Source organism: Streptomyces sp. NPDC001920, from assembly GCF_053594495.1.
In genome coordinates this window covers 33,931-53,346 of record NZ_JBSFEP010000007.1, presented here as the reverse complement: position 1 = coordinate 53,346, position 19,416 = coordinate 33,931, and the positions used below count along the sequence as shown (strand labels likewise).

22 protein-coding genes and 1 tRNA gene are annotated in these 19,416 nt (G+C 70.2%); 7 read left to right on the top strand and 16 right to left on the bottom strand.

Translation table 11 applies throughout. The features are described from left to right. Window positions 1–21 precede the first annotated feature (21 nt). From ACWCPI_RS13605 to ACWCPI_RS13585, 5 genes are all read right to left on the bottom strand, one after another. The gene (locus ACWCPI_RS13605) at window positions 22–1,230 is read right to left on the bottom strand and encodes a beta-ketoacyl-[acyl-carrier-protein] synthase family protein (protein ID WP_451038273.1); all 1,209 of its coding nucleotides are present in this window, start codon (window positions 1,228–1,230) and stop codon (window positions 22–24) included. Continuing rightward, window positions 1,227–1,502 carry an acyl carrier protein gene (locus ACWCPI_RS13600; protein ID WP_451038272.1) on the bottom strand — a complete coding sequence of 92 codons (276 nt, stop codon included), beginning with the start codon at window positions 1,500–1,502 and terminating at the stop codon, window positions 1,227–1,229. Before ACWCPI_RS13600 ends, ACWCPI_RS13605 begins: the two co-directional genes overlap by 4 nt. A 37-nt stretch (window positions 1,503–1,539) precedes the next feature. After that, window positions 1,540–2,799: a WS/DGAT domain-containing protein gene (locus ACWCPI_RS13595; protein ID WP_451038271.1), complete on the bottom strand. Its 1,260-nt coding sequence runs from the start codon at window positions 2,797–2,799 to the stop codon at window positions 1,540–1,542. A 137-nt stretch (window positions 2,800–2,936) separates the two neighbouring features. Next, window positions 2,937–3,218, bottom strand: coding sequence for a hypothetical protein (locus tag ACWCPI_RS13590; RefSeq protein ID WP_019758024.1), 282 nt, complete (start codon window positions 3,216–3,218; stop codon window positions 2,937–2,939). A gap of 70 nt (window positions 3,219–3,288) precedes the next feature. After that, window positions 3,289–4,083, bottom strand: a complete 795-nt coding sequence (locus tag ACWCPI_RS13585; RefSeq protein ID WP_451038270.1) for a hypothetical protein — start codon at window positions 4,081–4,083, stop codon at window positions 3,289–3,291. Window positions 4,084–4,549: 466 nt separating this feature from the next. Here ACWCPI_RS13585 and ACWCPI_RS13580 point away from each other — a divergent pair, with 466 nt between their 5' ends. The 3 genes from ACWCPI_RS13580 (at window position 4,550) to ACWCPI_RS13570 (ending at window position 6,063) form a co-directional block, all read left to right on the top strand. Then, window positions 4,550–5,032, top strand: coding sequence for a hypothetical protein (locus ACWCPI_RS13580; RefSeq protein WP_451038269.1), 483 nt, complete (start codon window positions 4,550–4,552; stop codon window positions 5,030–5,032). Window positions 5,033–5,210: 178 nt separating this feature from the next. Continuing rightward, window positions 5,211–5,504 carry a hypothetical protein gene (locus ACWCPI_RS13575; RefSeq protein ID WP_388807396.1) on the top strand — a complete coding sequence of 98 codons (294 nt, stop codon included), beginning with the start codon at window positions 5,211–5,213 and terminating at the stop codon, window positions 5,502–5,504. Between the two features lie 253 nt (window positions 5,505–5,757). Beyond that, window positions 5,758–6,063 (top strand): hypothetical protein, encoded by a 306-nt coding sequence (locus tag ACWCPI_RS13570; protein ID WP_451038268.1) that lies wholly within the window; start codon window positions 5,758–5,760, stop codon window positions 6,061–6,063. 143 nt (window positions 6,064–6,206) lie between these two features. Here the strand turns inward: ACWCPI_RS13570 and ACWCPI_RS13565 are convergent, their stop codons facing one another. The 5 genes from ACWCPI_RS13565 to ACWCPI_RS13545 form a co-directional block, all read right to left on the bottom strand. Then, entirely contained in the window at window positions 6,207–6,554 is a 348-nt protein-coding gene (locus ACWCPI_RS13565) for a hypothetical protein (protein WP_451038267.1), read from the bottom strand. 278 nt (window positions 6,555–6,832) lie between these two features. After that, window positions 6,833–7,138, bottom strand: coding sequence for a hypothetical protein (locus ACWCPI_RS13560; protein ID WP_388807393.1), 306 nt, complete (start codon window positions 7,136–7,138; stop codon window positions 6,833–6,835). Window positions 7,139–7,512: 374 nt separating this feature from the next. Next, window positions 7,513–7,893, bottom strand: coding sequence for a hypothetical protein (locus ACWCPI_RS13555; protein ID WP_388807392.1), 381 nt, complete (start codon window positions 7,891–7,893; stop codon window positions 7,513–7,515). Between the two features lie 282 nt (window positions 7,894–8,175). Next, window positions 8,176–8,412, bottom strand: coding sequence for a hypothetical protein (locus ACWCPI_RS13550; protein WP_451038522.1), 237 nt, complete (start codon window positions 8,410–8,412; stop codon window positions 8,176–8,178). 184 nt (window positions 8,413–8,596) lie between these two features. Then, window positions 8,597–8,671, bottom strand: a tRNA-Thr gene (locus ACWCPI_RS13545). Window positions 8,672–8,890: 219 nt separating this feature from the next. Between ACWCPI_RS13545 and ACWCPI_RS13540 the strand changes: the two genes are divergently transcribed. The 3 genes from ACWCPI_RS13540 to ACWCPI_RS13530 all read left to right on the top strand — a co-directional run bounded on the left by ACWCPI_RS13540 (window position 8,891) and on the right by ACWCPI_RS13530 (window position 11,486). Continuing rightward, window positions 8,891–9,982, top strand: coding sequence for an ABC transporter ATP-binding protein (locus ACWCPI_RS13540; protein ID WP_451038266.1), 1,092 nt, complete (start codon window positions 8,891–8,893; stop codon window positions 9,980–9,982). A 232-nt stretch (window positions 9,983–10,214) separates the two neighbouring features. Continuing rightward, window positions 10,215–10,670 carry a hypothetical protein gene (locus ACWCPI_RS13535; protein ID WP_451038265.1) on the top strand — a complete coding sequence of 152 codons (456 nt, stop codon included), beginning with the start codon at window positions 10,215–10,217 and terminating at the stop codon, window positions 10,668–10,670. A gap of 84 nt (window positions 10,671–10,754) precedes the next feature. Further along, complete coding sequence (locus tag ACWCPI_RS13530) at window positions 10,755–11,486, top strand: nucleotidyltransferase family protein (protein WP_388807389.1); 732 nt, start codon at window positions 10,755–10,757, stop codon at window positions 11,484–11,486. Window positions 11,487–11,644: 158 nt separating this feature from the next. Here ACWCPI_RS13530 and ACWCPI_RS13525 read toward each other — a convergent pair whose 3' ends face one another. The 6 genes from ACWCPI_RS13525 to ACWCPI_RS13500 all read right to left on the bottom strand — a co-directional run bounded on the left by ACWCPI_RS13525 (window position 11,645) and on the right by ACWCPI_RS13500 (window position 17,988). Next, window positions 11,645–13,288, bottom strand: coding sequence for a DoxX family membrane protein (locus ACWCPI_RS13525; RefSeq protein ID WP_451038521.1), 1,644 nt, complete (start codon window positions 13,286–13,288; stop codon window positions 11,645–11,647). 134 nt (window positions 13,289–13,422) lie between these two features. Then, complete coding sequence (gene rlmB / locus ACWCPI_RS13520) at window positions 13,423–14,364, bottom strand: 23S rRNA (guanosine(2251)-2'-O)-methyltransferase RlmB (protein ID WP_451038264.1); 942 nt, start codon at window positions 14,362–14,364, stop codon at window positions 13,423–13,425. A gap of 98 nt (window positions 14,365–14,462) precedes the next feature. Beyond that, entirely contained in the window at window positions 14,463–15,860 is a 1,398-nt protein-coding gene (gene cysS / locus ACWCPI_RS13515; protein ID WP_451038263.1) for a cysteine--tRNA ligase, read from the bottom strand. Between the two features lie 83 nt (window positions 15,861–15,943). Then, window positions 15,944–16,441: a 2-C-methyl-D-erythritol 2,4-cyclodiphosphate synthase gene (ispF, locus tag ACWCPI_RS13510; protein ID WP_451038262.1), complete on the bottom strand. Its 498-nt coding sequence runs from the start codon at window positions 16,439–16,441 to the stop codon at window positions 15,944–15,946. Next, window positions 16,431–17,207: a 2-C-methyl-D-erythritol 4-phosphate cytidylyltransferase gene (ispD, locus tag ACWCPI_RS13505; RefSeq protein WP_451038261.1), complete on the bottom strand. Its 777-nt coding sequence runs from the start codon at window positions 17,205–17,207 to the stop codon at window positions 16,431–16,433. The genes ispF and ispD overlap by 11 nt, the downstream gene beginning before the upstream one ends. A gap of 298 nt (window positions 17,208–17,505) precedes the next feature. Next, window positions 17,506–17,988, bottom strand: coding sequence for a CarD family transcriptional regulator (locus ACWCPI_RS13500; RefSeq protein WP_003953493.1), 483 nt, complete (start codon window positions 17,986–17,988; stop codon window positions 17,506–17,508). Between the two features lie 624 nt (window positions 17,989–18,612). On the opposite strand from ACWCPI_RS13500, the gene ACWCPI_RS13495 reads away from it, so the two are divergent. After that, window positions 18,613–19,326, top strand: coding sequence for a DUF461 domain-containing protein (locus tag ACWCPI_RS13495; protein ID WP_451038260.1), 714 nt, complete (start codon window positions 18,613–18,615; stop codon window positions 19,324–19,326). The last annotated feature ends 90 nt before the right edge of the window (window positions 19,327–19,416 follow it).

Here is a 19,416-nt window from a genome sequence, read left to right as displayed (position 1 = left end):
CTCCGCAGCCTCCTTCGGTGCTCAGCCGTGGGGTGAATCGAACACGACACACGCGTTGTGGCCGCCGAAGGCGAAACTGTTGCTGATCACCGGCCCGCTCGGGATCTTGCGCGGTTCGGCGGTGACCACGTCGATGTCGCACCGGGGGTCCAGCCGCGTGAGCGAAGCCGTCGGCGGCGCGAGCCCTTCCCGTACGGACAGGACCGTGATCACGGCCTCCAGCGCTCCCGCCACCCCCAGCCCGTGCCCGGTCACCGACTTGGAAGCGGTGACCGGGACCTTCGCGGGCCCGAACAGGGCGGCGAGGGCCCGCGCTTCGGCGAGGTCGTTCAGTTCGGTGCCGGTGCCGTGCGCGTTGACATGGGTGACGGCGTCGGCCGTCGTCCCGGCGTCGGTGAGTGCCTGCTCCATGCACGCCCGCGCGCCCGCACCGTTCGGATGCGGAGCGGTGAGGTGGTGTGCGTCGGAGGTGCGCCCGTACCCGGTCAGCGTGGCGTGGATCCGGGCACCCCGCGCCCGGGCCAGGTCCAGCCGCTCCAGCACCAGGAACGCCGCTCCTTCGGCGAGGACGAACCCGCGCCGGTCGATGTCGAACGGCCTTGAGGCGGCGGCCGGTTCCGCGCACTCGGTGACCATAGCACCGGCCCGCCCGAAGGCCAGCGCCGTCGTGGGGGTCAGCGGACAGTCATGACCGCCCGCCACCACCACGTCCGCACACCCGGCCCGGATCATCTGCAGCGCCTCCCCCACCGCGTGCGTACCGGAGGCGCACGCGGTGGAGACCGTCAGACTGGGACCCGTGATCCCGAGCCTGGCGCTGACCCAGTACGCCCCCGCGTTGTGCATCAGCCGGGGCGCGTACAGCACGTCGGGGTGCCCGATGCCGTTCTCCTGGCTGATCACACCGCCGTACCCGGTGCCGGTGACCACCGCCCGCCGGTCGGACGCGACATGCAGCCCCCCGGCGTCCTCCACGGCGTCCACGGCCGCGCACACCGCCATCTGCACCGAACGGTCGGCCCGCCGCACCTCCTTGGGCGACAGGTAGCCGGCCGGGTCGAAGCCGGTCATGGCGGACGCCGGGTACACGACGGTGCCCTCGTCGTCGAAGGCGTGCAGCGAGGTCGCCGTACGGCACTGCAGGAGGCTGTCCCACAGCGCCTGCGGAGTCGCTCCGGCCGCGCAGCGGACGCCCAGTCCCGTGACGGCGACGGCGGGTCGGCGGCTCATCGGGCGAGGGTGCTGCGGGGCTCGGGGGCGCGCAGCGCCACGATGAGGTCGGCGACGTCACCCACGGTGGACACCCGGCTCTTGTCGGTGCCCCTGAGGGACACCCCGAACAACTCCTCGGACGCCGCTTCCAGTTCGGTGATGTCCAGGCTGTCGGCTCCGAGGTCGGCGACCAGCCGGGCATGCGGCACGACCGCTTCCGGCGGCACCGACATCACCCGCGCGCAGAGCGGGCGCAGCGCTTCCCATACGTCGCCGTGTTCCACATCCATGCAACTGCCTCCATCTCCTGGTGCCGTCAGGGCCGGCTCACCGCGACGGCGTCGTCGCCGAAGCCCATGTCTCGAACTCGGTGACGACCGCTTCGGCGAGCCGACCCGCGTCGTCCGGTCGCAGGTTGCACACCACGGTGAGCGTGAACGTGTCCCCCGCCTGTGCCAGCGCGAAGCTGGCGGTACCGGGGTGCTGCAGGGGCGGCAGCCCCACCGTGCGCACCAGCCGGCGCCCCTCGAAGGTGCTCGTCCCGCCCGGCCACTTCATGGCTGTGGTCGCGGTCGCCGCGAAGCACGAGCGGCGACCGCGACCGGTCAGCAGCCTGGTCACCCAGGGCCCCGTCCGCCGAACCGCTTCTGCAGTGGGAAACAGCACGCCGGCGTGGGCGGCGGCCCGCTCGGGGACGGTGGCCATGGCGGCCTGGCAGGCGCGCAGCCGCGCCACGGGGCCGTCCACGTCGACGGGCAACGGCACCCGGACGACCGTGAGCGTGTTGCCCAGTTCCCTCGGATTGGCCCGGGTACGCAGGTCGCACGGGACGGCCGTGTACACGGGTTCCTCCCGCTGTCGCCAACGCCGCACCGGCCCGTACTCGGCCCGCAGCGCTCCGGCGACCGCGCCCACCAGCAGTTCGTTCAGTGTCGCGCCACGGCCGTCGGCGGGCTGCCGGCGGGCGGATCGGACCGTTTCCGCGGGCAGTTCGCACACCGCGACCGAGGAGCACGTCCCCTGCGGCGAGGGCATCGGGAGGGCCTGCCCGGCGGCCGCCATCAGTCTCAGCTCCCTGCCCGCCGCGCGCAGCCCGGTACGGGTGAGCGACGCCGACCGCCCCGGTTGCCGCACCGCCGCGGGACTGTCCATCAGCGAGCGCATCAACGTCGCCAAGGAGCGTCCGTCGAGCAGTACGTGCTGGGCCACGAGCGCCAGGGCGAACCCGCCGCCGTGCGTCGCGTCCGGGACCACCGACAGCCGCCAGGGCGGCACCGCACCGTCGAGCGGCCGGTCCACGCTCACCGCCCACAGGTCGTCCAACTTGCTGTCGGCCACGCCGACATGCAAGGCGGGGTCGAACGGCCCCGGCACCGCCCAGCGCGCCCGACCTCGCCGCCCCGTACCGCCGTCGCCCGGACCTCCGTCGAGCACCCGGCTCATCCGCTCCAGACCGGTCCACCGCTCGGCGACACGCGCCCTGACCCGGTCCACGTCGGGCTGCTCACCGCAGAACACCGCCGCCAGGCCGATCACTCCCGGGCATCCGTTGAGCAACAGCATCTCGTCGGCGCAGGACAATCTCATGCGACAGGTCGCCCACCCTTCCTGGTAACGAGATCACCCTACACGCAGGGTTACGAAGGTTCACTCACCGTACATGGGTCAACAGTCCGACGCCCGCCCCGTGGTGGAGCGGGCGTCGGACCGAACGCTGTGCCGCGTTACCGCAGCGCCTGGCTGTTGCAGCCCATGTCCGAACCGAGGTGGCTGGGCTGAGCACCCGGGGAGCCCTCACCGTTCAGCAGGTTGCCCGCAAGGCCGTTGACGAGGCCGACGCTGCCGAGGACATCGATGTTCATGTCGTGCGAGCGGCACTCGATGCCCTGGGTGATGTCGAGGTCGTGGGCACCCGCCTCACCGTGCGCGACGGCGGTGCCGACGCCGAACGAACCGACACTGCCGAGGACGGCGCCCACGAGGGCCACCTTCTGAAGCTTGCGCATTTCCTTCTCCGTTGGTCGAGCAGATCTGTTGTGCAGCAGATCGAGGGGAACGGTGGACAATTACGGGCCGTCAGCCCAGCCGCGGCAGACCCAACTGGCCCACGGGCGGCGCCTGGACCTGGCCGAGGCCGAGCCCCGGCACCTGCGGCGGTCCGGCCGGCGTGAGCAGCGGGTTGATGAGGGGGTTCACCTGCGGGTTGACCTGCGGGTTCACCTGCGGGGCGACCCGCGGCGGGGGCTCCGGGTTGAAGACCTGGGGAGCGTTGACCTGGGGGGCGACCTGCGGCATCACCTGCGGCGCCGTCTGCGGGGTGACCTGCGGCACGACCTGCGGCACCGGCGACTGGGGAGCGGCCTGCGCACGCGGCGCGTTGGAGGCCTCGGCCATGCCGCCCGACGAGGCCGAGGCGGAGGCGTAACCGGCCTGCGGCGCGGGCGCCGGAGCGGGCGCAGGGGCCGGGGCCGGGGCGGGAGCCATGTAGTGGGGCGCCGGCTGCGGGTGCGGGCGCGGAGCGCTGACCTGCGCGACACCCGTCGAACGGGCCTCCGCCGTGGCCTGCTGGGGCGCCGGGTGGTGCGGAGCGGGCGCGGGAGCCGCGTACTGGGGCGGCGCGTACTGGGGGGCGGGGGCCGCGTACTGGGGCGGCGCGTAGTGGGGGGCGGGTGCCGGGGCGGCGTACTGGGGCGCCGCGTACTGCGGAGGGGGCGCCGGGGCCGCGTACTGAGGCGCCGGATACTGCGGACCCGGCGCCGGAGCGCCGCTGTACCCGACGGGATATTCGGTGGCCTCGCTCACGCCGGCACCGATGGCGGTCAGACCGCCGGCCGCTGCGACGACGAGCGCGGCCTTGTGAAGCTTGCGCATGGAACCCTCGGCCCTTCATTACCTGTACAGGGAATCCGGTGTATTCAGTGCAGTCTTGCGTGCGCTCAGTCTGATATTCGTACTGTGCCCTTACAGGGGTAATGCCTGAGCTGTCATGTGGACTTCACGCTGGAGCGACAGCGAATCCCGTAGCCCCTCTCTGACTCCTGATCGCTGCCCTCTCCCCGCTGGCAACGACATTTCAGGGGGCAGGTCACGGGATACGAAAGCCCATCACCCCATTGCCATCGGTCGGATAAAAGGCTCTGCGGACTTGTCATCCCGTCAAGTGGATACGACAGAGGCGCACTTCTCATGGTTGATGATTAACGCCCTCTGGCAAACGGGTGACCACACCGCGACTCACGTGACCGACGCCGCTGTCGTCTCGTTCCCCACGGGTCAGAGCAATGGCTCACAGCACTTCCACACGTTCCATGCCAGGTCAACGAAGGGCCGAGTTTCCATGCGCAAGCTCCACCACGTCGCGCTCGTCGTCGCAGCAGCCAGCGGTCTGTCAGCCATCGGCGCCGGCCCCAGCGTCGCCGACGCTCCCGCCGCCTACAACGGCGGCCACCCGGCCCCCGTCGGACAGCAGGACGCCCAGGCGCACTCATGGACCCGCTCGCAGGCCTCCGTGCAGAGCTCCAACGGGCCGGGCATGCGCCAGGCGGCACCGGCCCCCCAGCGCGGCGCCGAGGTCAGCCCGCAGCTCAACCCCCAGCTGAGCCCGCAGATCAGCCCCCAGATCAGCCCTCAGCAGGCGCCGCAGTCGGACCCGCTGAACCAGGCCAACCTCTTCCGCCCCTACCAGGAGTGCAGCCCGCAGTCCCTGCTCAACGCCAACGTCCCGGTCGCCGCTCTCGGTGCCGCCGACGCCCGCGGTGTGGACTGCGACCAGGCCAACAGCCAGGCGAACGCCGCCGCCAGCGCCCGCGCGACCAGCTGACAAAACACAAGCGCGTCACACACGTACACAACGCACGTGCACAACACGCGTGCACAACACGCGTGCACAAAACCGGCGCGTCGCTAAGACATATCGGATATTTCGTATTAATCTCTGGTGACTGTACGAAGTCGATCCCTTACGGGTCGCAACCACACCTCACTCCACCGGAGATGACATGCACAAGCTTCGCAAGGCTGCCGTCCTGGTCGCCGCTCTCGGCAGCGTCGGACTTCTGAGCGCCGGTACCGCCACGGCCCAGGGCCTCGACGGCCACGGCGGCAAGGGCGGGGACAAGGTCAGCGTCCTGCAGAGCTCCAACTGCAAGTCGCACGACCTGAACCTCGACGTGCTGGGCCAGGTCGGCATCCTCAACGGCCTGCTGGGCAACGGCCTCAACGGCGAGGGCAACGCCGGTGGCCAGGACACCCACCTCGGCTCGTCCATGGGCTGCAACAACAGCGCGTTCTGAACGCCTGACGGTCGCACAGCCGACTGACGGCACAAAAAGAAGTCCCGGCGCCGAGCCGTAAGTCCGGCGCCGGGACTTCTTTTTGTGCCCTGACCCAGCCGAGCCGCACCTTTCCAGGCCATCGGCCAAGACGGTGAGACCGATTCGTAATTCGGCGTGCCGCATATTGCTTCGCAATACTTCTTATTAGCCTCCGTAAACGTACGAAGTCGATCTGTTACAGATCGCACCACTCCACTCCACCGGAGATGACATGCACAAGCTTCGCAAGGCCGCCGTGGTGGTCGCCGCTCTCGGCAGCGTCGGACTCCTGAGCGCCGGCGTCGCGCACGCCGACCAGGGCGGCTACGGCTCGCACGGCCGGGGCAAGGGCGGCACCTCGTTCAGCGTCCAGCAGAGCACCACCTGCAGGTCGCACGACGCCAACGCCTCGATCCTGGGTCAGGTCGGCATCGCGAACGGCCTGGGCGGCAACCTGCTGAACGGCGAGGGCAGCCCGGGCGCGCAGGAGACGTCGCTGGGCTCGACCATGGGCTGCAACAACGCCGTCGGCAAGTAACACCGAAGCCACAGCTTCCACCCGGTGCCCGGCCTGAGGCCGGGCACCGGTCTTTTGCCCGCGGGTCCACCGCCGACAAAAGACCCGGAAATGCCGGACCTGAATCGATCCCCGATCCGGGTCCGGCATTTTCCCGTTCGCCCTCAGAACTTGAACTTGGGCAGCTTGTAACCCTTGGGCAGCTTGGTCTTGTTCGAGCAGTCCACGACCGGCCCGGAGTCCGTGGAACCGTCGTTCAGCAGGTGCCCCTCCGGAAACGTGAAGCGCGGCCGCTCGGTCGTCTGGCAGTCGTGCTTCTGCTTGACGACATAACCGCCGCGCTTGTCCTTGCGGATGGTCTCGCTCTTCTTGATGCAGACGATGTCACCCTGGGCGGAGATCGTGCACGCGCCCTTGTCGTCATCGGCGTGCGCCTGCGCCGCACCGCCGTAGACCAGGGCGAGAGCCCCGATGAGGCTGGAGACGGTTGCGATCTTCTGTCGACCGATCATGTGCTGCGTCCTTTGCAATCTAGGCCCGGGCGCCCGCGCCGTCGACCGGCGCCCGCCCGAGCCTCGGAGAACACTGACGCAGCCCGGACGCGCACCCTGATGGGTCTGCCGCGCGTCCGGGCTGCCGTTGCTAAGGGTCCGAGGAACGTTGATGCGCCTGCCGTGAAGACGCCCTAGGGGGCCGGCCGTGGTGCGGAGTGCAAAGTCACCCGCTCCGCGACCGTCACGACGACAATCGCAGTGCCCTGAAACTCGCGCATCGAGTCCTCGGCGCTTTGTTACTTGGCGACGTAAGGAGCGGAGTACTCGCCGTAGCCGTACTCAGGAGCAGCGGCCTTGGGGGCAGCCTCCGGAGCGGCCTGCGGAGCGGCCTCCGGCGCGGCGTGCGGAGCAGCCTTCGACTTGTCGTCGGCCGGAACGCCCCACGTACCCACGGCGTTGGCCGTCGAGGTGGCGACCGCGGTGACGTTCTGGGCGTTGAGGTCGTCGTCCTCGTGGGCGAAGGCGGTGCCGGCGCCGATACCGAAGGCGGACAGCCCCGCGACCGCAGCGGCTACGACGGCAACACGCTGAAACCTGCGCATAGTTTGACCCTTTCTTCCCGGGCACGAAGCCCTGGCTGACTACTTAATGTGAGCATATACACGCAATCCGTAGCAATTTGGGACCTTTACCCTTCTCCGTGTCGTGTCGGCCCATGCCAAGGAACCCTTTCGTCCGTCCCGTCATGGGCCTCGAAGGGAATGCGGAAGCCGGTGCCGCGGCCATGCCGGGGCCGCCCTTCTCCCTTGAGGGGAACGACGATTGCCCGAGGGTGGGTAACGGGCAGCCGGAGGCCGTCACCCGTTTGCCGACGCCGGTGAAGCCGAGCGCCGAGAACGCAGAAACAGCGGAGGCCGGACCGGTCGAGCCGGTCCGGCCATCCGCTGCTTGAGAGGGGGGCAGGGCGCGTCGGGAGCTACACCCTGGGGCTGCCCAGCAGACGTGAGAGAGCACTGACGTTGTCGCTGCTCGTGTCGGCGGCCGGCGCCGGGGCCGCGGGCGTCACGTCGGTGCAGGTGATGTGGGGGCCGATCCGCGTCTGTCCGCTGGACAGCAGGCCGGGAGCGGGCAGGGTCAGGGGCTGCGTGGGCTGGCAGGTCACCGAGCGGCGCAGGGCGATGTCCTCACCCTCGGGCACCTGGCCCACGATCCGCTGGGTGCAGACGATGTTGCCCTGGGCGTCGGGGGCGCACCCGCCCGGGTTCGCCATGGCGTGAGCCTGGGTGACACCGATACAAGTCATGGCGAGGCCACCGAGAAGTGCTGTGACGGCCGCGATCTTCTTTCCGTTGAACATGTGTTGCGTCTCCTTCTGTGAGGGGTGCCCGGGCACCGGACGCCGCGAACCGCCACGCCAGGGCCTGGGAAGTCGGAGATACGGGCCCCGTGCCCCACCGATGTCCGGGGGGTCCGGGACCGTTTCGCTTTACGAAGTGAAGGACTGACCTGCTGTGTGGCGCTGTCCGAGGTGGCCACAACCGCTCATCGCCGCACCGGAGTTCAGGACATGGACGGGCCCCTTCGGGGGTGACCCCGAAGGGGCCCGCGGAAGGCGTCGCGCACGACTATGCCGCCGACCTCAGCCCGTGAAGGCGTTGTTGAACTGACCGCAGGTGGTGTCGAACGTCTCGGAGAGACCCAGCACGGCGATCGGGAGGCTGCCCTCGGCCACCGTCTGCGGGCTGCACTCCTGGTAGGGGCGGTAGAGGTCGGTCTTGGTCGGCGCCTTCTCGTACGCGACACCGGTGCCCGCACCGATGGCGGAAAGGCTGCCGGCCGCCGCCGCGACGATCATGACCTGGTGGAGCTTGCGCATGGAACCCTCGGTTTTCATGACAAATACATTGAGGCTGATTGCCTACCGTGACGGAACGAACACTAGCAGTAGCGGAGCGGTTGCACGCCGGTCCATGTCCCGTGTCCCTTGGGGGACATGGGGTGCGGGAGGGAGTGGGAAAAAACGTGCGGGGCGGTGTCGTCGACACCGCCCCGCCCTGGAGAGCCCCCTGTCGGATTCGAACCGACGACCTGCTGTTTACAAGACAGCCGCTCTGGACCAGCTGAGCTAAGGAGGCATGCGCGCGCCGGATCGGGCACGCGCCCGTGCAGTGTACCCAGGTTCCGAGTCGGCCCCGTCGAAAATTTCCGCGAAGTTCACATGCCTCCAGGTACTGACAGACCAGGCGAACGCCAGGTAGCGTCCAGAGCCAGTCCGCATGTGTGGACTAAACCAACCACCTTCCTACAACGGATCGTCCGGCACGTTCCTGCCGGTAGAAGGGGGCCCATTCACCATGGCCACTGTCTCGTTCGACAAGGCGACCCGGATCTACCCGGGCACCGAGAAGCCCGCCGTGGACGCGCTCGACATCCACATCGAGGACGGAGAGTTCCTCGTACTGGTCGGCCCGTCCGGTTGCGGCAAGTCCACCTCGCTCCGCATGCTCGCCGGGCTCGAGGACGTCAACGGCGGCGCCATCCGCATCGGTGACCGTGATGTCACGCACCTGCCGCCGAAGGACCGGGACATCGCCATGGTGTTCCAGAACTACGCGCTGTACCCGCACATGACCGTCGCCGACAACATGGGCTTCGCGCTCAAGATCGCCGGCGTCAACAAGGCGGAGATCCGCAAGAAGGTCGAGGAGGCCGCGAAGATCCTCGACCTCACCGAGTACCTGGACCGCAAGCCGAAGGCCCTCTCCGGTGGCCAGCGCCAGCGTGTCGCCATGGGCCGCGCCATCGTGCGTGAGCCGCAGGTCTTCCTCATGGACGAGCCGCTGTCCAACCTGGACGCCAAGCTCCGTGTGTCGACCCGTACGCAGATCGCGTCGCTGCAGCGCCGGCTCGGGATCACCACCGTCTACGTCACCCACGACCAGGTCGAGGCCATGACGATGGGTGACCGTGTGGCGGTCCTCAAGGACGGTCTGCTCCAGCAGGTCGACACCCCGCGCAACATGTACGACCGCCCCGCCAACCTCTTCGTCGCCGGCTTCATCGGCTCCCCGGCCATGAACCTGGTCGAGGTCCCGATCACCGACGGCGGTGTGAAGTTCGGCAAGTCGGTCGTGCCGGTGGACCGCGAAGCGCTTTCCGCCGCCACCGACAAGACCGTCACCGTGGGTGTCCGCCCGGAGCACTTCGACGTGGCCGGCTCGGACGCCGACCTGGGTCTCGCGGTCACCGTGAACGTCGTGGAGGAGCTGGGCGCCGACGCCTACGTCTACGGCACCGCCAAGGTCGGCGGCGACGACTCCAAGGACCTCGTCGTCCGTGTCAGCGGCCGTGACGTCCCGGAGAAGGGCAGCACGCTGCACGTCGTCCCGCGCTCGGGCGAGACCCACGTGTTCTCGACCTCCACGGGTGAGCGGCTCTCCGACTGAGGGAGCGCCCGAGGGCGAGCACAGGAAGTACAACCCCGGATAATTCACCCAGGTTGACGAGGAGGGCCCCGCAAACTCCTGCGGGGCCCTCTTCCGTGTCGACAAATACCCCGGCAGATCGGTCCATTTCGAGCGCTGTACGTCAACACGCCGCCGAGCCCAGGCGTCAGTTCATCCCCCGAAACGGTGACCAAATGTCGCCATATCAGCACTGAACGCTACCCTCACTCGCGTGAAGCACTCCACCACCCAACAGACACGACGCGGCCACCGGGGCCCCGCCCGCCAGCTCGGCCGCACGCTCGCCCTCGTCCTGCCCGTCGTCCTGGTGCTCTCCGGGACCCTCGCGGTCACCCGGGTCAACTGGTCGGGGAACCCCTCGGACTCGGTGCTCACCGCGACCGACGTCTCGACCGCGGGGTCCAGGAACGCCACTCCACGCGCCCCGCAGGACGTGCTGCGCGACCAGCTGCTGACCGAGCTGCAGGAGAAGAACCCGGGCGTCGCCCTGACCCACCTCCAGCAGGCCGTGGACGAGCGTCCGTCCCTGGCGCGGCACTGTGCCTCGATCGCCCGCGCCCTCGGCCGTGCCGCGGTGCGTGTGTACGGTCCGACGCGCGCCCAGTCGTACTCCCGCCCCGTCTGCGACACCGCCTTCGCGTCGGGTGTGGCGGCCGCGCACAGTTGATCACCTTGTTCACCGGACGGTGACGGCCGCAAGGCAAGGGTTGCCGGCGAATGCCGTGAGCGGGGCGCCGCGTACAGTTCGTTCATGACTGATCCGAACGCCGCGTCCCGCCCCGTTCAAGCCGTCGTCCTGGCCGGGGGCCAGGGATCCCGGCTGCGTCCCTACACCGACGACCGGCCCAAGCCGATGGTCGAGATCCCCGGCACGGGGACGCCGATCATCGGCCATCAGCTCACCTGGCTCGCCGAGGAGGGCGTGACGGACGTGGTGGTCAGCTGCGGCCACCTCGCCGACGTCCTGCAGGACTGGCTGAAGACGGCCGACCTGCCCGTGCGCGTCACGACCGTCGTGGAGACGGAGCCGCTCGGCCGTGGCGGCGGCCTGAAGTACGCCGCCGCGCACCTGCCGCACCCGGATCAGTCCTGGTACGCCACCAACGGCGACATCTGGACGCGCTTCTCGCTGCGCGACATGGCGGACTTCCACACCGAGCGCGACGCCGTCGCGACGCTCGCCCTCGCGCGCCCCCGCATCCCGTGGGGCGCGGTGAAGACCGACGGCTTCGGGCACATCACCGACTTCATCGAGGCCCCGCCGTCGACCTTCGAGATCAACGCGGGCGTCTACGTCTTCTCCCCCGCCTTCGCCGCCCTGCTCCCCGAGCGCGGCGACCACGAGCGCACCACGTTCCCCCATCTGGCCCGAGAGCGCCGGCTGGCCGGTTTCCCGATCCCGCAGGGGGCGTACTGGCGCGCCATCGACACCGCGAAGGACCTCACGGAGGCCGCGAAGGAACTGGCGGCACTGGGCCGCTGAGACCGCCCCTGCCGCTTCCCGTGTACGGGCCCGTGAGCCCGGCGGGCACGACGAGGGGCCCTGGACGTCGATCCGTCCAGGGCCCCTCGTCGTCGTACTCGGCGCTGTGCGGTGTCAGCCGGCGGGCGGGGTGCCGAGGGACCCGCCCACCGGACCGGTCACCCCAGCAGACCGCCCACCAGGCCCTCGTCGCCGGAGCCGGAGCCGCCGCTGCCGGAACCGCCGGTCGAGCCGCCGCCGGAGGACGGTCCACCGGAGGTCGGGCCGGTGCTGGTGCTGGGCGCCTGGTCGACCGGCGTGGACTGCTGGGGCGGGGCCTGTCCCCCCGTGCCCTGCGTCTGGCTGGGCGTACCCGCGCCCGCGTTGCCCGTGTCGCTGGTGGCGCCCGGCGTGGTCGCGGCACCCGACGGGGTGGCCGCACCCGACGTGGCGCCCTGGGTGGGCGAGTCGGACGCCGACGGCGTCCTCCTGTGCCGCTGGTCGGGCTCCTGCGGGAGCGGGGAGCCGGGCAGTTCGTTGCGGGGCGCCTCACCGGGGCCGGGGACGACCACACGGTCGGCGTCGCGGACCGCACCGCCCAGCAGGGAGCCGATCAGAAGGGTGAGGCCGGTGACGACCACCGTGACCAGGGCACCGCGGCGCAGTACGTACTGGCGCAGCTCCCAGATGTCGGAGCGGGGGCCGAGACGCCGCCAGGCCATGCCCGCGAGGCGGCCGTCGATGGAGTACACCGGGGCGCCCGCGATGATCAGCGGGGACCACGCGGCGAGATAGATGATGTCCGGGGCGTCGTACACCGGGACGCTCTTCCAGCTCACGGTGACCAGGAGCGCGGCCGACAGCAGCGCACCGACGACCGCGGCGACCCGCTGCCAGCAGCCCAGGACCGTGAGCACGCCCACGATGACCTGGAAGAAGGCGATGACGAGACCGGAGCCGATGGGGTGCTCCAGGGCGAACTGGCGCAGCGGCTCGGCGACCTCCCACGGGTGCAGGCTGTTGAGCCACTTCACCATCGAGCCGCGCTTGCCGCCGTCGAAGTAGACGGGGTCGCAGAGCTTGCCCATGCCGGCGTAGATGGAGATGAAGCCGAGGAAGACGCGCAGCGGGAGCAGGACGACACCGAGGTTCATCCGGCGGCCGGGGTAGTACGCGTGCCGCGCGGGGTCCTCGCCGTACCGCTTGAGCTGCGTACCGGGCTCGTCCGGGCCGGGGGCCTCGTCCTCGAACTGCTCGTCGTCGTAGACGAGTTCCTCGTCGTAGGCGCCCTCGACCGTGCGCATGTGGGGCAGCAGCCGTGTCTCAAGGGACTCGTGCGTGCGCTGCGCGCCGACCGTCGGCGTCTCGACGGTCTGCGTCAACTCGTCCTCGTAGCCCCGGTCGTAGCCGCCGACGTCGACGCGCGGGATGACCTGGGTGCCCCCGCCGAGGGGCGCTGCTTCGTCGCCGTGGCGGACGCTACCGTCCCGCACGGCCTGGAGCAGGCGGTGGGCGCCGGTGTCGTCCGGCGCGGACGTGCCGTTCCAGACGGAGACCCGGCGGCGGGCGCCGGACGCGGCGCCCGCTCTGCCGGCCGCGCCCACGACGGGGATGCGGGTGGTGTCCTCGGTGGCGCTCAAGTGCCGTGCGATGCGGGGGGATTCGGTACGCCCGGTCGACGCGCCCAGCAACACGCGGAAGCTCGCGTGATTGACGATGATCTGCGCCGGATCGCTCGGCACCTTCACCATGCTCAGCGCGGGAGCGTCGTCGTATCCCGACGAGCGGTCCCCCGTGGGTGTGCGGGGTGTTCTGGTGTCCACACTCAACTAACCGAGTGACGTGACGTTAGGACACTGCCTTGACCGGCCGGATCTGTCCGGACTCCGTCAAAGATGCGCAGGTCGCACCACTGCCACCAGAATTACCCCGTACGGGTGAAGCGACGGACGCGTGTTCAGCCGCGCCGACGTGCCGCCTCGTAGAGCACGATCCCCGCCGCCACACCGGCGTTGAGCGACTCCGCGCCACCGGGCATCGGGATGCGGACGCGGAAGTCGCACGTCTCGCCGACGAGCCGGGACAGGCCCTTGCCCTCGCTGCCCACGACGATGACGACCGGGCCCTGCAGGGCTTCCAGCTCGCCGATCTCGTGCTCGCCGTCGGCGGCGAGGCCGACGACCACGATGCCCGCCTTCTTGTACGCCTCCAGGGCGCGAGTGAGGTTGGTGGCGCGGGCGACCGGGGTGCGGGCCGCCGTACCGGCGGACGTCTTCCAGGCACCGGCGGTCATGCCGGCCGCGCGGCGCTCGGGCACGACGACGCCGTGGCCGCCGAAGGCGGAGACCGAGCGGACGACGGCACCGAGGTTGCGCGGGTCGGTCACACCGTCGAGAGCGACGATGAGCGGGTCCTCGCCGTCGTCGTAGGCGGCGCTCGCCAGGTCCTCGGGGTGGGCGTACTCGTACGGCGGGACCTGGAGGACCAGGCCCTGGTGGTTGAGGCCGTTGGTCATGCGGTCCAGCTCGGGGCGCGGGGCCTCCATGAGGTTGATGCCGCCGCGCTCGGCGGCGAGCTGGAGGGCCTCGCGGACGCGCTCGTCGTTGTCGATGAACTGCTGGACGTACAGGGTGCTCGCGGGCACGCCCTCGCGCAGTGCCTCGACGACCGGGTTGCGGCCGACGACCAGCTCGGACGAGGACTTGCCGCCGCGGCCACGCGGCGCGGGACGGCGTACGGCCTGCTTCGCCTTGGCGCTGGCGATGCGGTTCTTCTTGTGCCCCTTGCGCATCTCGGCGGGCGGGGTCGGGCCCCTGCCCTCAAGACCCTTGCGTCGCTGGCCGCCACTGCCGACCTGCGCGCCCTTCTTGCCGGACATGCGGCGGTTGTTCGCGGCCATGACCTACCTGTCTGTCGTGAGCGTTCGAATGTACGTCTATGCAGTGTGCCGCCCGGAGGGCCGGGCGGCACAATCGATCTTCCCGGGCGGGAGCCCGGTCAGCGCGGCCCGAGACTCCAGCGCGGGCCCTGCGGGCTGTCCTCGATGACGAGGCCGGACTGGCCCAGCTGGTCGCGGATGGCGTCCGCGGTGCCCCAGTCCTTGCGGGAGCGGGCCGCCTCGCGCTGGTCGAGGACCATGCGGACCAGGCTGTCGACCACGCCGTGCAGATCCTCGCCGCGGTCGGTCTCGCCGGCCCACTGCGGGTCGAGCGGGTCCAGGCCGAGGACGCCGAGCATGGCGCGCACCTCGGCGAGGCGGGCCACCGCGGCTTCCTTGTCGTCGGCGGCCAGCGCGGAGTTGCCCTGCCGGACGGTGGTGTGCACGACGGCGAGCGCCTGCGGGACGCCCAGGTCGTCGTCCATCGCCTCGGCGAAGGCGAGCGGCACCTCGGGGGACGGCTCGACCACGCCGGCCTTCTCCACCACGCGCTGCACGAAGCCCTCGATGCGCGCGAACGCCGACTCGGCCTCGCGCAGGGCGTCCTCGCTGTACTCGATGGTGGAGCGGTAGTGCGGGGTGCCCAGGTAGTAGCGCAGGACGATCGGGCGCCACTGCTTGACCATCTCGGACACCAGCACGCTGTTGCCGAGCGACTTCGACATCTTCTCGCCGCTCATGGTGACCCAGGCGTTGTGCACCCAGTACCGGGCGAACTCGTCGCCGTAGGCCTTGGCCTGGGCGATCTCGTTCTCGTGGTGCGGGAAGATCAGGTCGAGACCGCCGCCGTGGATGTCGAAGGCGGAGCCCAGGTACTTGTGCGCCATCGCCGAGCACTCCAGGTGCCAGCCGGGGCGCCCGCGGCCCCACGGGGTCTCCCAGTCGGGCTCGCCCGGCTTGGCGGCCTTCCACATCGCGAAGTCGCGCGGGTCCCGCTTGCCGGTGATGCCCTCCTCGGCGGGCTGGCGCATCTCGTCGAGGTCCTGCCGGGACAGCTCCAGGTAGGAGGGCCAGGAACGGACGTCGAAGTAGACGCTGCCGTCCGCCTCGTAGGCGTGACCGCGCTCGATGAGGCCGCGCATCATCTCGACCATCTCGGTGATGTGGCCGGTGGCGCGGGGCTCGTACGTGGGCGGGAGGCAACCGAGGGCGGTGTAGCCGTCGGTGAAGGCGCGCTCGTTCTTGTAGCCGATGGACCACCAAGGGCGGTTCTGCTCGACGGACTTGTGGATGATCTTGTCGTCGATGTCCGTGACGTTCCGGATGAACGTCACGTCATAGCCGCGGTACGCGAACCAGCGGCGCATGATGTCGAAGTTGAGCCCCGAGCGGATGTGCCCGATGTGCGGTGCGGCCTGCACGGTGGCGCCACACAGGTAGATCGAGACGCAGCCCGGCTGGAGCGGGGTGAAGTCACGGATCTGCCGGGCGCTGGTGTCGTACAGCCGAATAGTCACGGCACCTAGGGTAGTGGGCCGGTGGGGGTGCGGGGAGCAGTGCCCCGTTTGTCGCGTCCCGCGCCCCGGCCGACACCCCCGCCTCAGCCGGTGCGGACGACCAGCGCCGTCGCCACCGCCATCAGGCCCTCGCCCCGGCCGGGGAAGCCCAGGCCGTCCGTGGTCGCGCCCGACACCGACACGGGGGCTCCCGCCGCCTCCGACAAGATCTTCTGGGCCTCGTCGCGCCGCTTGCCGATCTTGGGGCGGGGGCCGACGACCTGGACCGCGATGTTGCCGATGCGGAAGCCCGCCTCGCGCACGATCCGCGCCGCCTCCGTGAGGAGTACGACCCCGGAGGCGCCGGACCACTCGGGCCGCCCGGTGCCGAAGTGCTGTCCCAGGTCACCGAGGCCCGCCGCCGAGAACAGCGCGTTGCAGGCGGCGTGCGCGACGACGTCCGCGTCGGAGTGCCCGGCGAGTCCGGGGCCCTCGCCCTCCCACTTCAGGCCGGCGCACCACAGCTCACGGCCCTCCTCGAAGGCGTGGATGTCGGTGCCGATGCCCACCTGGGGCAGCGCCGGAAGCAGCTCAGAAGCCATCGTTCAGCCTCCGGCGCGCCAGAACCGCCTCGGCCAGCACCAGGTCCAGCGGGCGCGTGACCTTGAAGGCCTCCTCGTGGCCGGGGACGACCACGACCGTCTGCCCGAGCTGCTCGACCATGCCGGCGTCGTCCGTGACGTCGCCGGTCACCGTCTCGTGCGCCCGGATCAGCGTCGCGCGGTCGAAGCCCTGCGGCGTCTGCACGGCCCGCAGGCGGGCGCGCGGCGGGGTGGCCACCACCGGTTCGGGCTCGCCCTCGGCGGCGGCCGGCTCGACCTCCTTGACGGTGTCCGCGAGCGGCAGGGCGGGGACCACGGCCGTCGCTCCGTCGCGCACCGCCTCGATCACCGTGTCCACCGTGTCCACGGGGACCAGCGGGCGGGCAGCGTCGTGCACCAGCACGATGTCGTAGTCGGGCGGGAGCGCGTCCAGGCCGAGCCGCACGGACTCCTGGCGGGACTCCCCACCGGGGACGACCAGGAAGTCGGTGCGCTCGGGCAGGGCGTGCGCGTCGAGCAGCGACTTGACCTCGGCGGCGCCGTCGGGCGGGGCCACGACGACCACGAGGGAGACGGCGCGGGAGGCGGCCATCGCGCGTACGGCGTGGATGAGCATGGGTGTGCCGTTCAGCGCACGGAGCGCTTTGGGGGCGCCCGGACCGAGGCGTACGCCCCGGCCGGCGGCCGGGATCACGACGGCTGTCCGGGCCCCGGAGCGGGCCGCACCAAGGGCTTCCGAGGGCGAAGGAAGCGAAACGTCAGACATCGGTTCCTGTCAGGTTTGTGTGCTCGGCCTACGTGGGTATGGCCCTGGAGGTACCCCCTGCTCGTGGAGCTCGGGGAAGTGCCGGGTGGGCCGTCTTGACCGGACCCCTTCCGTGACAGCGGTCGAGCAGCCGCCCGGCCCGGCACGCCAAGTATCGGGGGACACCCCCGAGGGGGGATGTACAGCGCCTGTGAGCGAACATGCCGCAGCGCCCGGCGACAGCTGTTGCGTCATCGGGCACCGCGGCACTTTTTTGAAGAAATTCAGCACTGTGCTGAACCGAGGCGGATGGATCGCGTCAGGACGCGAGAACCTCGTCGAGCAGGGCCTCGGCCTTGTCCTCGTTGGTGTTCTCCGCGAGAGCGAGCTCGCTCACCAGGATCTGGCGGGCCTTGGCGAGCATGCGCTTCTCACCGGCGGAGAGTCCACGCTCACGCTCACGACGCCACAGGTCACGCACGACTTCCGCGACCTTGATGACGTCGCCGGAGGCGAGCTTCTCCAGATTTGCCTTGTAGCGACGCGACCAGTTCGTGGGCTCCTCGGCGTACGGCGCGCGCAGCACCTCGAAGACCCGGTCCAGCCCGTCCTGACCGACCACATCACGCACGCCGACGAACTCCGCATTGTCCGCTGGCACACGTACCGTCAGGTCACCCTGGGCGACCTTCAGCACCAAGTAGGTCTTGTCCACGCCTTTGATCTGGCGAGTTTCGATGGCCTCGATCAGCGCGGCCCCGTGATGGGGATAGACCACGGTGTCGCCAACCTTGAACGTCATGTGACAGGTACCCCTTCCGTGGCTATCCAGGGTAACACGGATACGGCGTCTACTGAATGGCGTTTTCGCAGGTCAGGGCATATCTCGGGGCTTGACAAGTCCGACAGGAACGTGCTGCGCGGGCCGAGCGGAAGAATGTATTCGCAGGTCGGAGGCGCTCTGCGGGCGAGGTGAAACGCGTACGTTACACACATCCGGAGGCACCTTCGAGCGGCCGAACATCCACATATGTCCGGTTCCAAGTGTGCGACTTCCGCTACTCCGTTCGGCGTCCGGAGTCGGGTACCGGACGTTTCCGGAATTGATCACGGCCAGGCCGGCGGCACACTCGGTGATCAATTCCGGCGGGGTCGCGTATTCCTTCACGGAAGTTTTGCGCGCCCACTTGCGAGGCGCTAATGCGAATGACGGACGAGAGCGCGGGCAATGTGACCGGCGGCTCACTTGTGGGTGACGGGCGGATGCCGGAAGGCGTACGAAGAGGTGCTTCCTCGGCACTTCGGCCGCTCAGGGGAGGGTCGGGTGCGGTCGCGCGGGAACGGCTCGGTAACCTAAGGCCGCTGACAGACACTTAGGGCGGCTTTATGCAGCCCGCCCCGTTCGAGTCAAGGAGTTGCCGCCGCCGTGAGCAGCAGCCTTCGACGCGGTGCCCTCGCCGCCGCCGCCATCGCGTTCTCGATCGCCTCGCTCGCCGCGTGCGGTGCCGGCAACAACGCCCAGACGCTGGAGATCAAGCCCGACAACGCGGCCACCTCCGTCGGCGACATCGAGATCCAGAACGCCGTCGTCATCACCCAGCCGGACCTGGAGTCGACCGGCCCGGCCGCGATCTCCGCGACCCTGTTCAACTCCGGCAGCACCCCGCAGACGCTGGACGCGATCAAGGTGGACGGCACCGACAAGACCGCCGAGCTCAAGCCCGCCAAGGGCGGCAGCCTGACCATCCCGGCCGGCGGCTCGCTGATCCTGGGCGGCAAGGACAACGCCGCCGCGGTGCTGCCCAGCAGCCGTGAGGCGGTCCAGGACGGCAACGCCCAGAAGATCACCTTCACCTTCAGCAAGACCGGTGACGTGAGCCTGCGCGCGTTCGTCGTCCCGGCCGAGCACTACTTCAAGGAGTGGGGCCCGACCGAGGTTCCCGCGGCGCCGGGCGCGTCGGCCTCGCCGAGCGGGTCACCGGCCGCCGGCACCGACCCGAGCGGCACGGCCTCCCCGAGCGGGGCGGCCACGTCGAGCGCCGGCGCGGGAGCCGGGCACGAGGCCGGCGCGAGCGCCGGCAGCGGCGCCGGCGCGGCGTCCCCGTCCGACAGCGCCTCGCACACGGCTGCCGGTCACTGAGCTGCCGTACGGCACCTGCACGGCCGTAGAAGGAAAGGCGGGACCCCCCGAACGGGAGGTCCCGCCTTTCCTCTGCGGCGGCCGTGTACG

What these genes read in the sequence shown, in the direction of transcription:
- ACWCPI_RS13560 (WP_388807393.1), bottom strand. Translation starts at nt 7,138, where the DNA reads ATGCGCAGGTTTCAGCGTGTTGCCGTCGTAGCCGCTGCGGTCGCGGGG.
- ACWCPI_RS13500 (WP_003953493.1), bottom strand. Translation starts at nt 17,988, where the DNA reads ATGACGTTCAAGGTTGGCGACACCGTGGTCTATCCCCATCACGGGGCC.
- ACWCPI_RS13540 (WP_451038266.1), top strand. Translation starts at nt 8,891, where the DNA reads ATGGCCACTGTCTCGTTCGACAAGGCGACCCGGATCTACCCGGGCACC.
- ACWCPI_RS13570 (WP_451038268.1), top strand. Translation starts at nt 5,758, where the DNA reads ATGCACAAGCTTCGCAAGGCCGCCGTGGTGGTCGCCGCTCTCGGCAGC.
- ACWCPI_RS13595 (WP_451038271.1), bottom strand. Translation starts at nt 2,799, where the DNA reads ATGAGATTGTCCTGCGCCGACGAGATGCTGTTGCTCAACGGATGCCCG.
- ACWCPI_RS13590 (WP_019758024.1), bottom strand. Translation starts at nt 3,218, where the DNA reads ATGCGCAAGCTTCAGAAGGTGGCCCTCGTGGGCGCCGTCCTCGGCAGT.
- ispF (WP_451038262.1), bottom strand. Translation starts at nt 16,441, where the DNA reads ATGGCTTCTGAGCTGCTTCCGGCGCTGCCCCAGGTGGGCATCGGCACC.
- ACWCPI_RS13530 (WP_388807389.1), top strand. Translation starts at nt 10,755, where the DNA reads ATGACTGATCCGAACGCCGCGTCCCGCCCCGTTCAAGCCGTCGTCCTG.
- rlmB (WP_451038264.1), bottom strand. Translation starts at nt 14,364, where the DNA reads ATGGCCGCGAACAACCGCCGCATGTCCGGCAAGAAGGGCGCGCAGGTC.
- ACWCPI_RS13605 (WP_451038273.1), bottom strand. Translation starts at nt 1,230, where the DNA reads ATGAGCCGCCGACCCGCCGTCGCCGTCACGGGACTGGGCGTCCGCTGC.
- ACWCPI_RS13600 (WP_451038272.1), bottom strand. Translation starts at nt 1,502, where the DNA reads ATGGATGTGGAACACGGCGACGTATGGGAAGCGCTGCGCCCGCTCTGC.
- ACWCPI_RS13580 (WP_451038269.1), top strand. Translation starts at nt 4,550, where the DNA reads ATGCGCAAGCTCCACCACGTCGCGCTCGTCGTCGCAGCAGCCAGCGGT.
- ACWCPI_RS13565 (WP_451038267.1), bottom strand. Translation starts at nt 6,554, where the DNA reads ATGATCGGTCGACAGAAGATCGCAACCGTCTCCAGCCTCATCGGGGCT.
- ACWCPI_RS13585 (WP_451038270.1), bottom strand. Translation starts at nt 4,083, where the DNA reads ATGCGCAAGCTTCACAAGGCCGCGCTCGTCGTCGCAGCGGCCGGCGGT.
- ACWCPI_RS13555 (WP_388807392.1), bottom strand. Translation starts at nt 7,893, where the DNA reads ATGTTCAACGGAAAGAAGATCGCGGCCGTCACAGCACTTCTCGGTGGC.
- ispD (WP_451038261.1), bottom strand. Translation starts at nt 17,207, where the DNA reads ATGTCTGACGTTTCGCTTCCTTCGCCCTCGGAAGCCCTTGGTGCGGCC.
- ACWCPI_RS13575 (WP_388807396.1), top strand. Translation starts at nt 5,211, where the DNA reads ATGCACAAGCTTCGCAAGGCTGCCGTCCTGGTCGCCGCTCTCGGCAGC.
- ACWCPI_RS13550 (WP_451038522.1), bottom strand. Translation starts at nt 8,412, where the DNA reads ATGCGCAAGCTCCACCAGGTCATGATCGTCGCGGCGGCGGCCGGCAGC.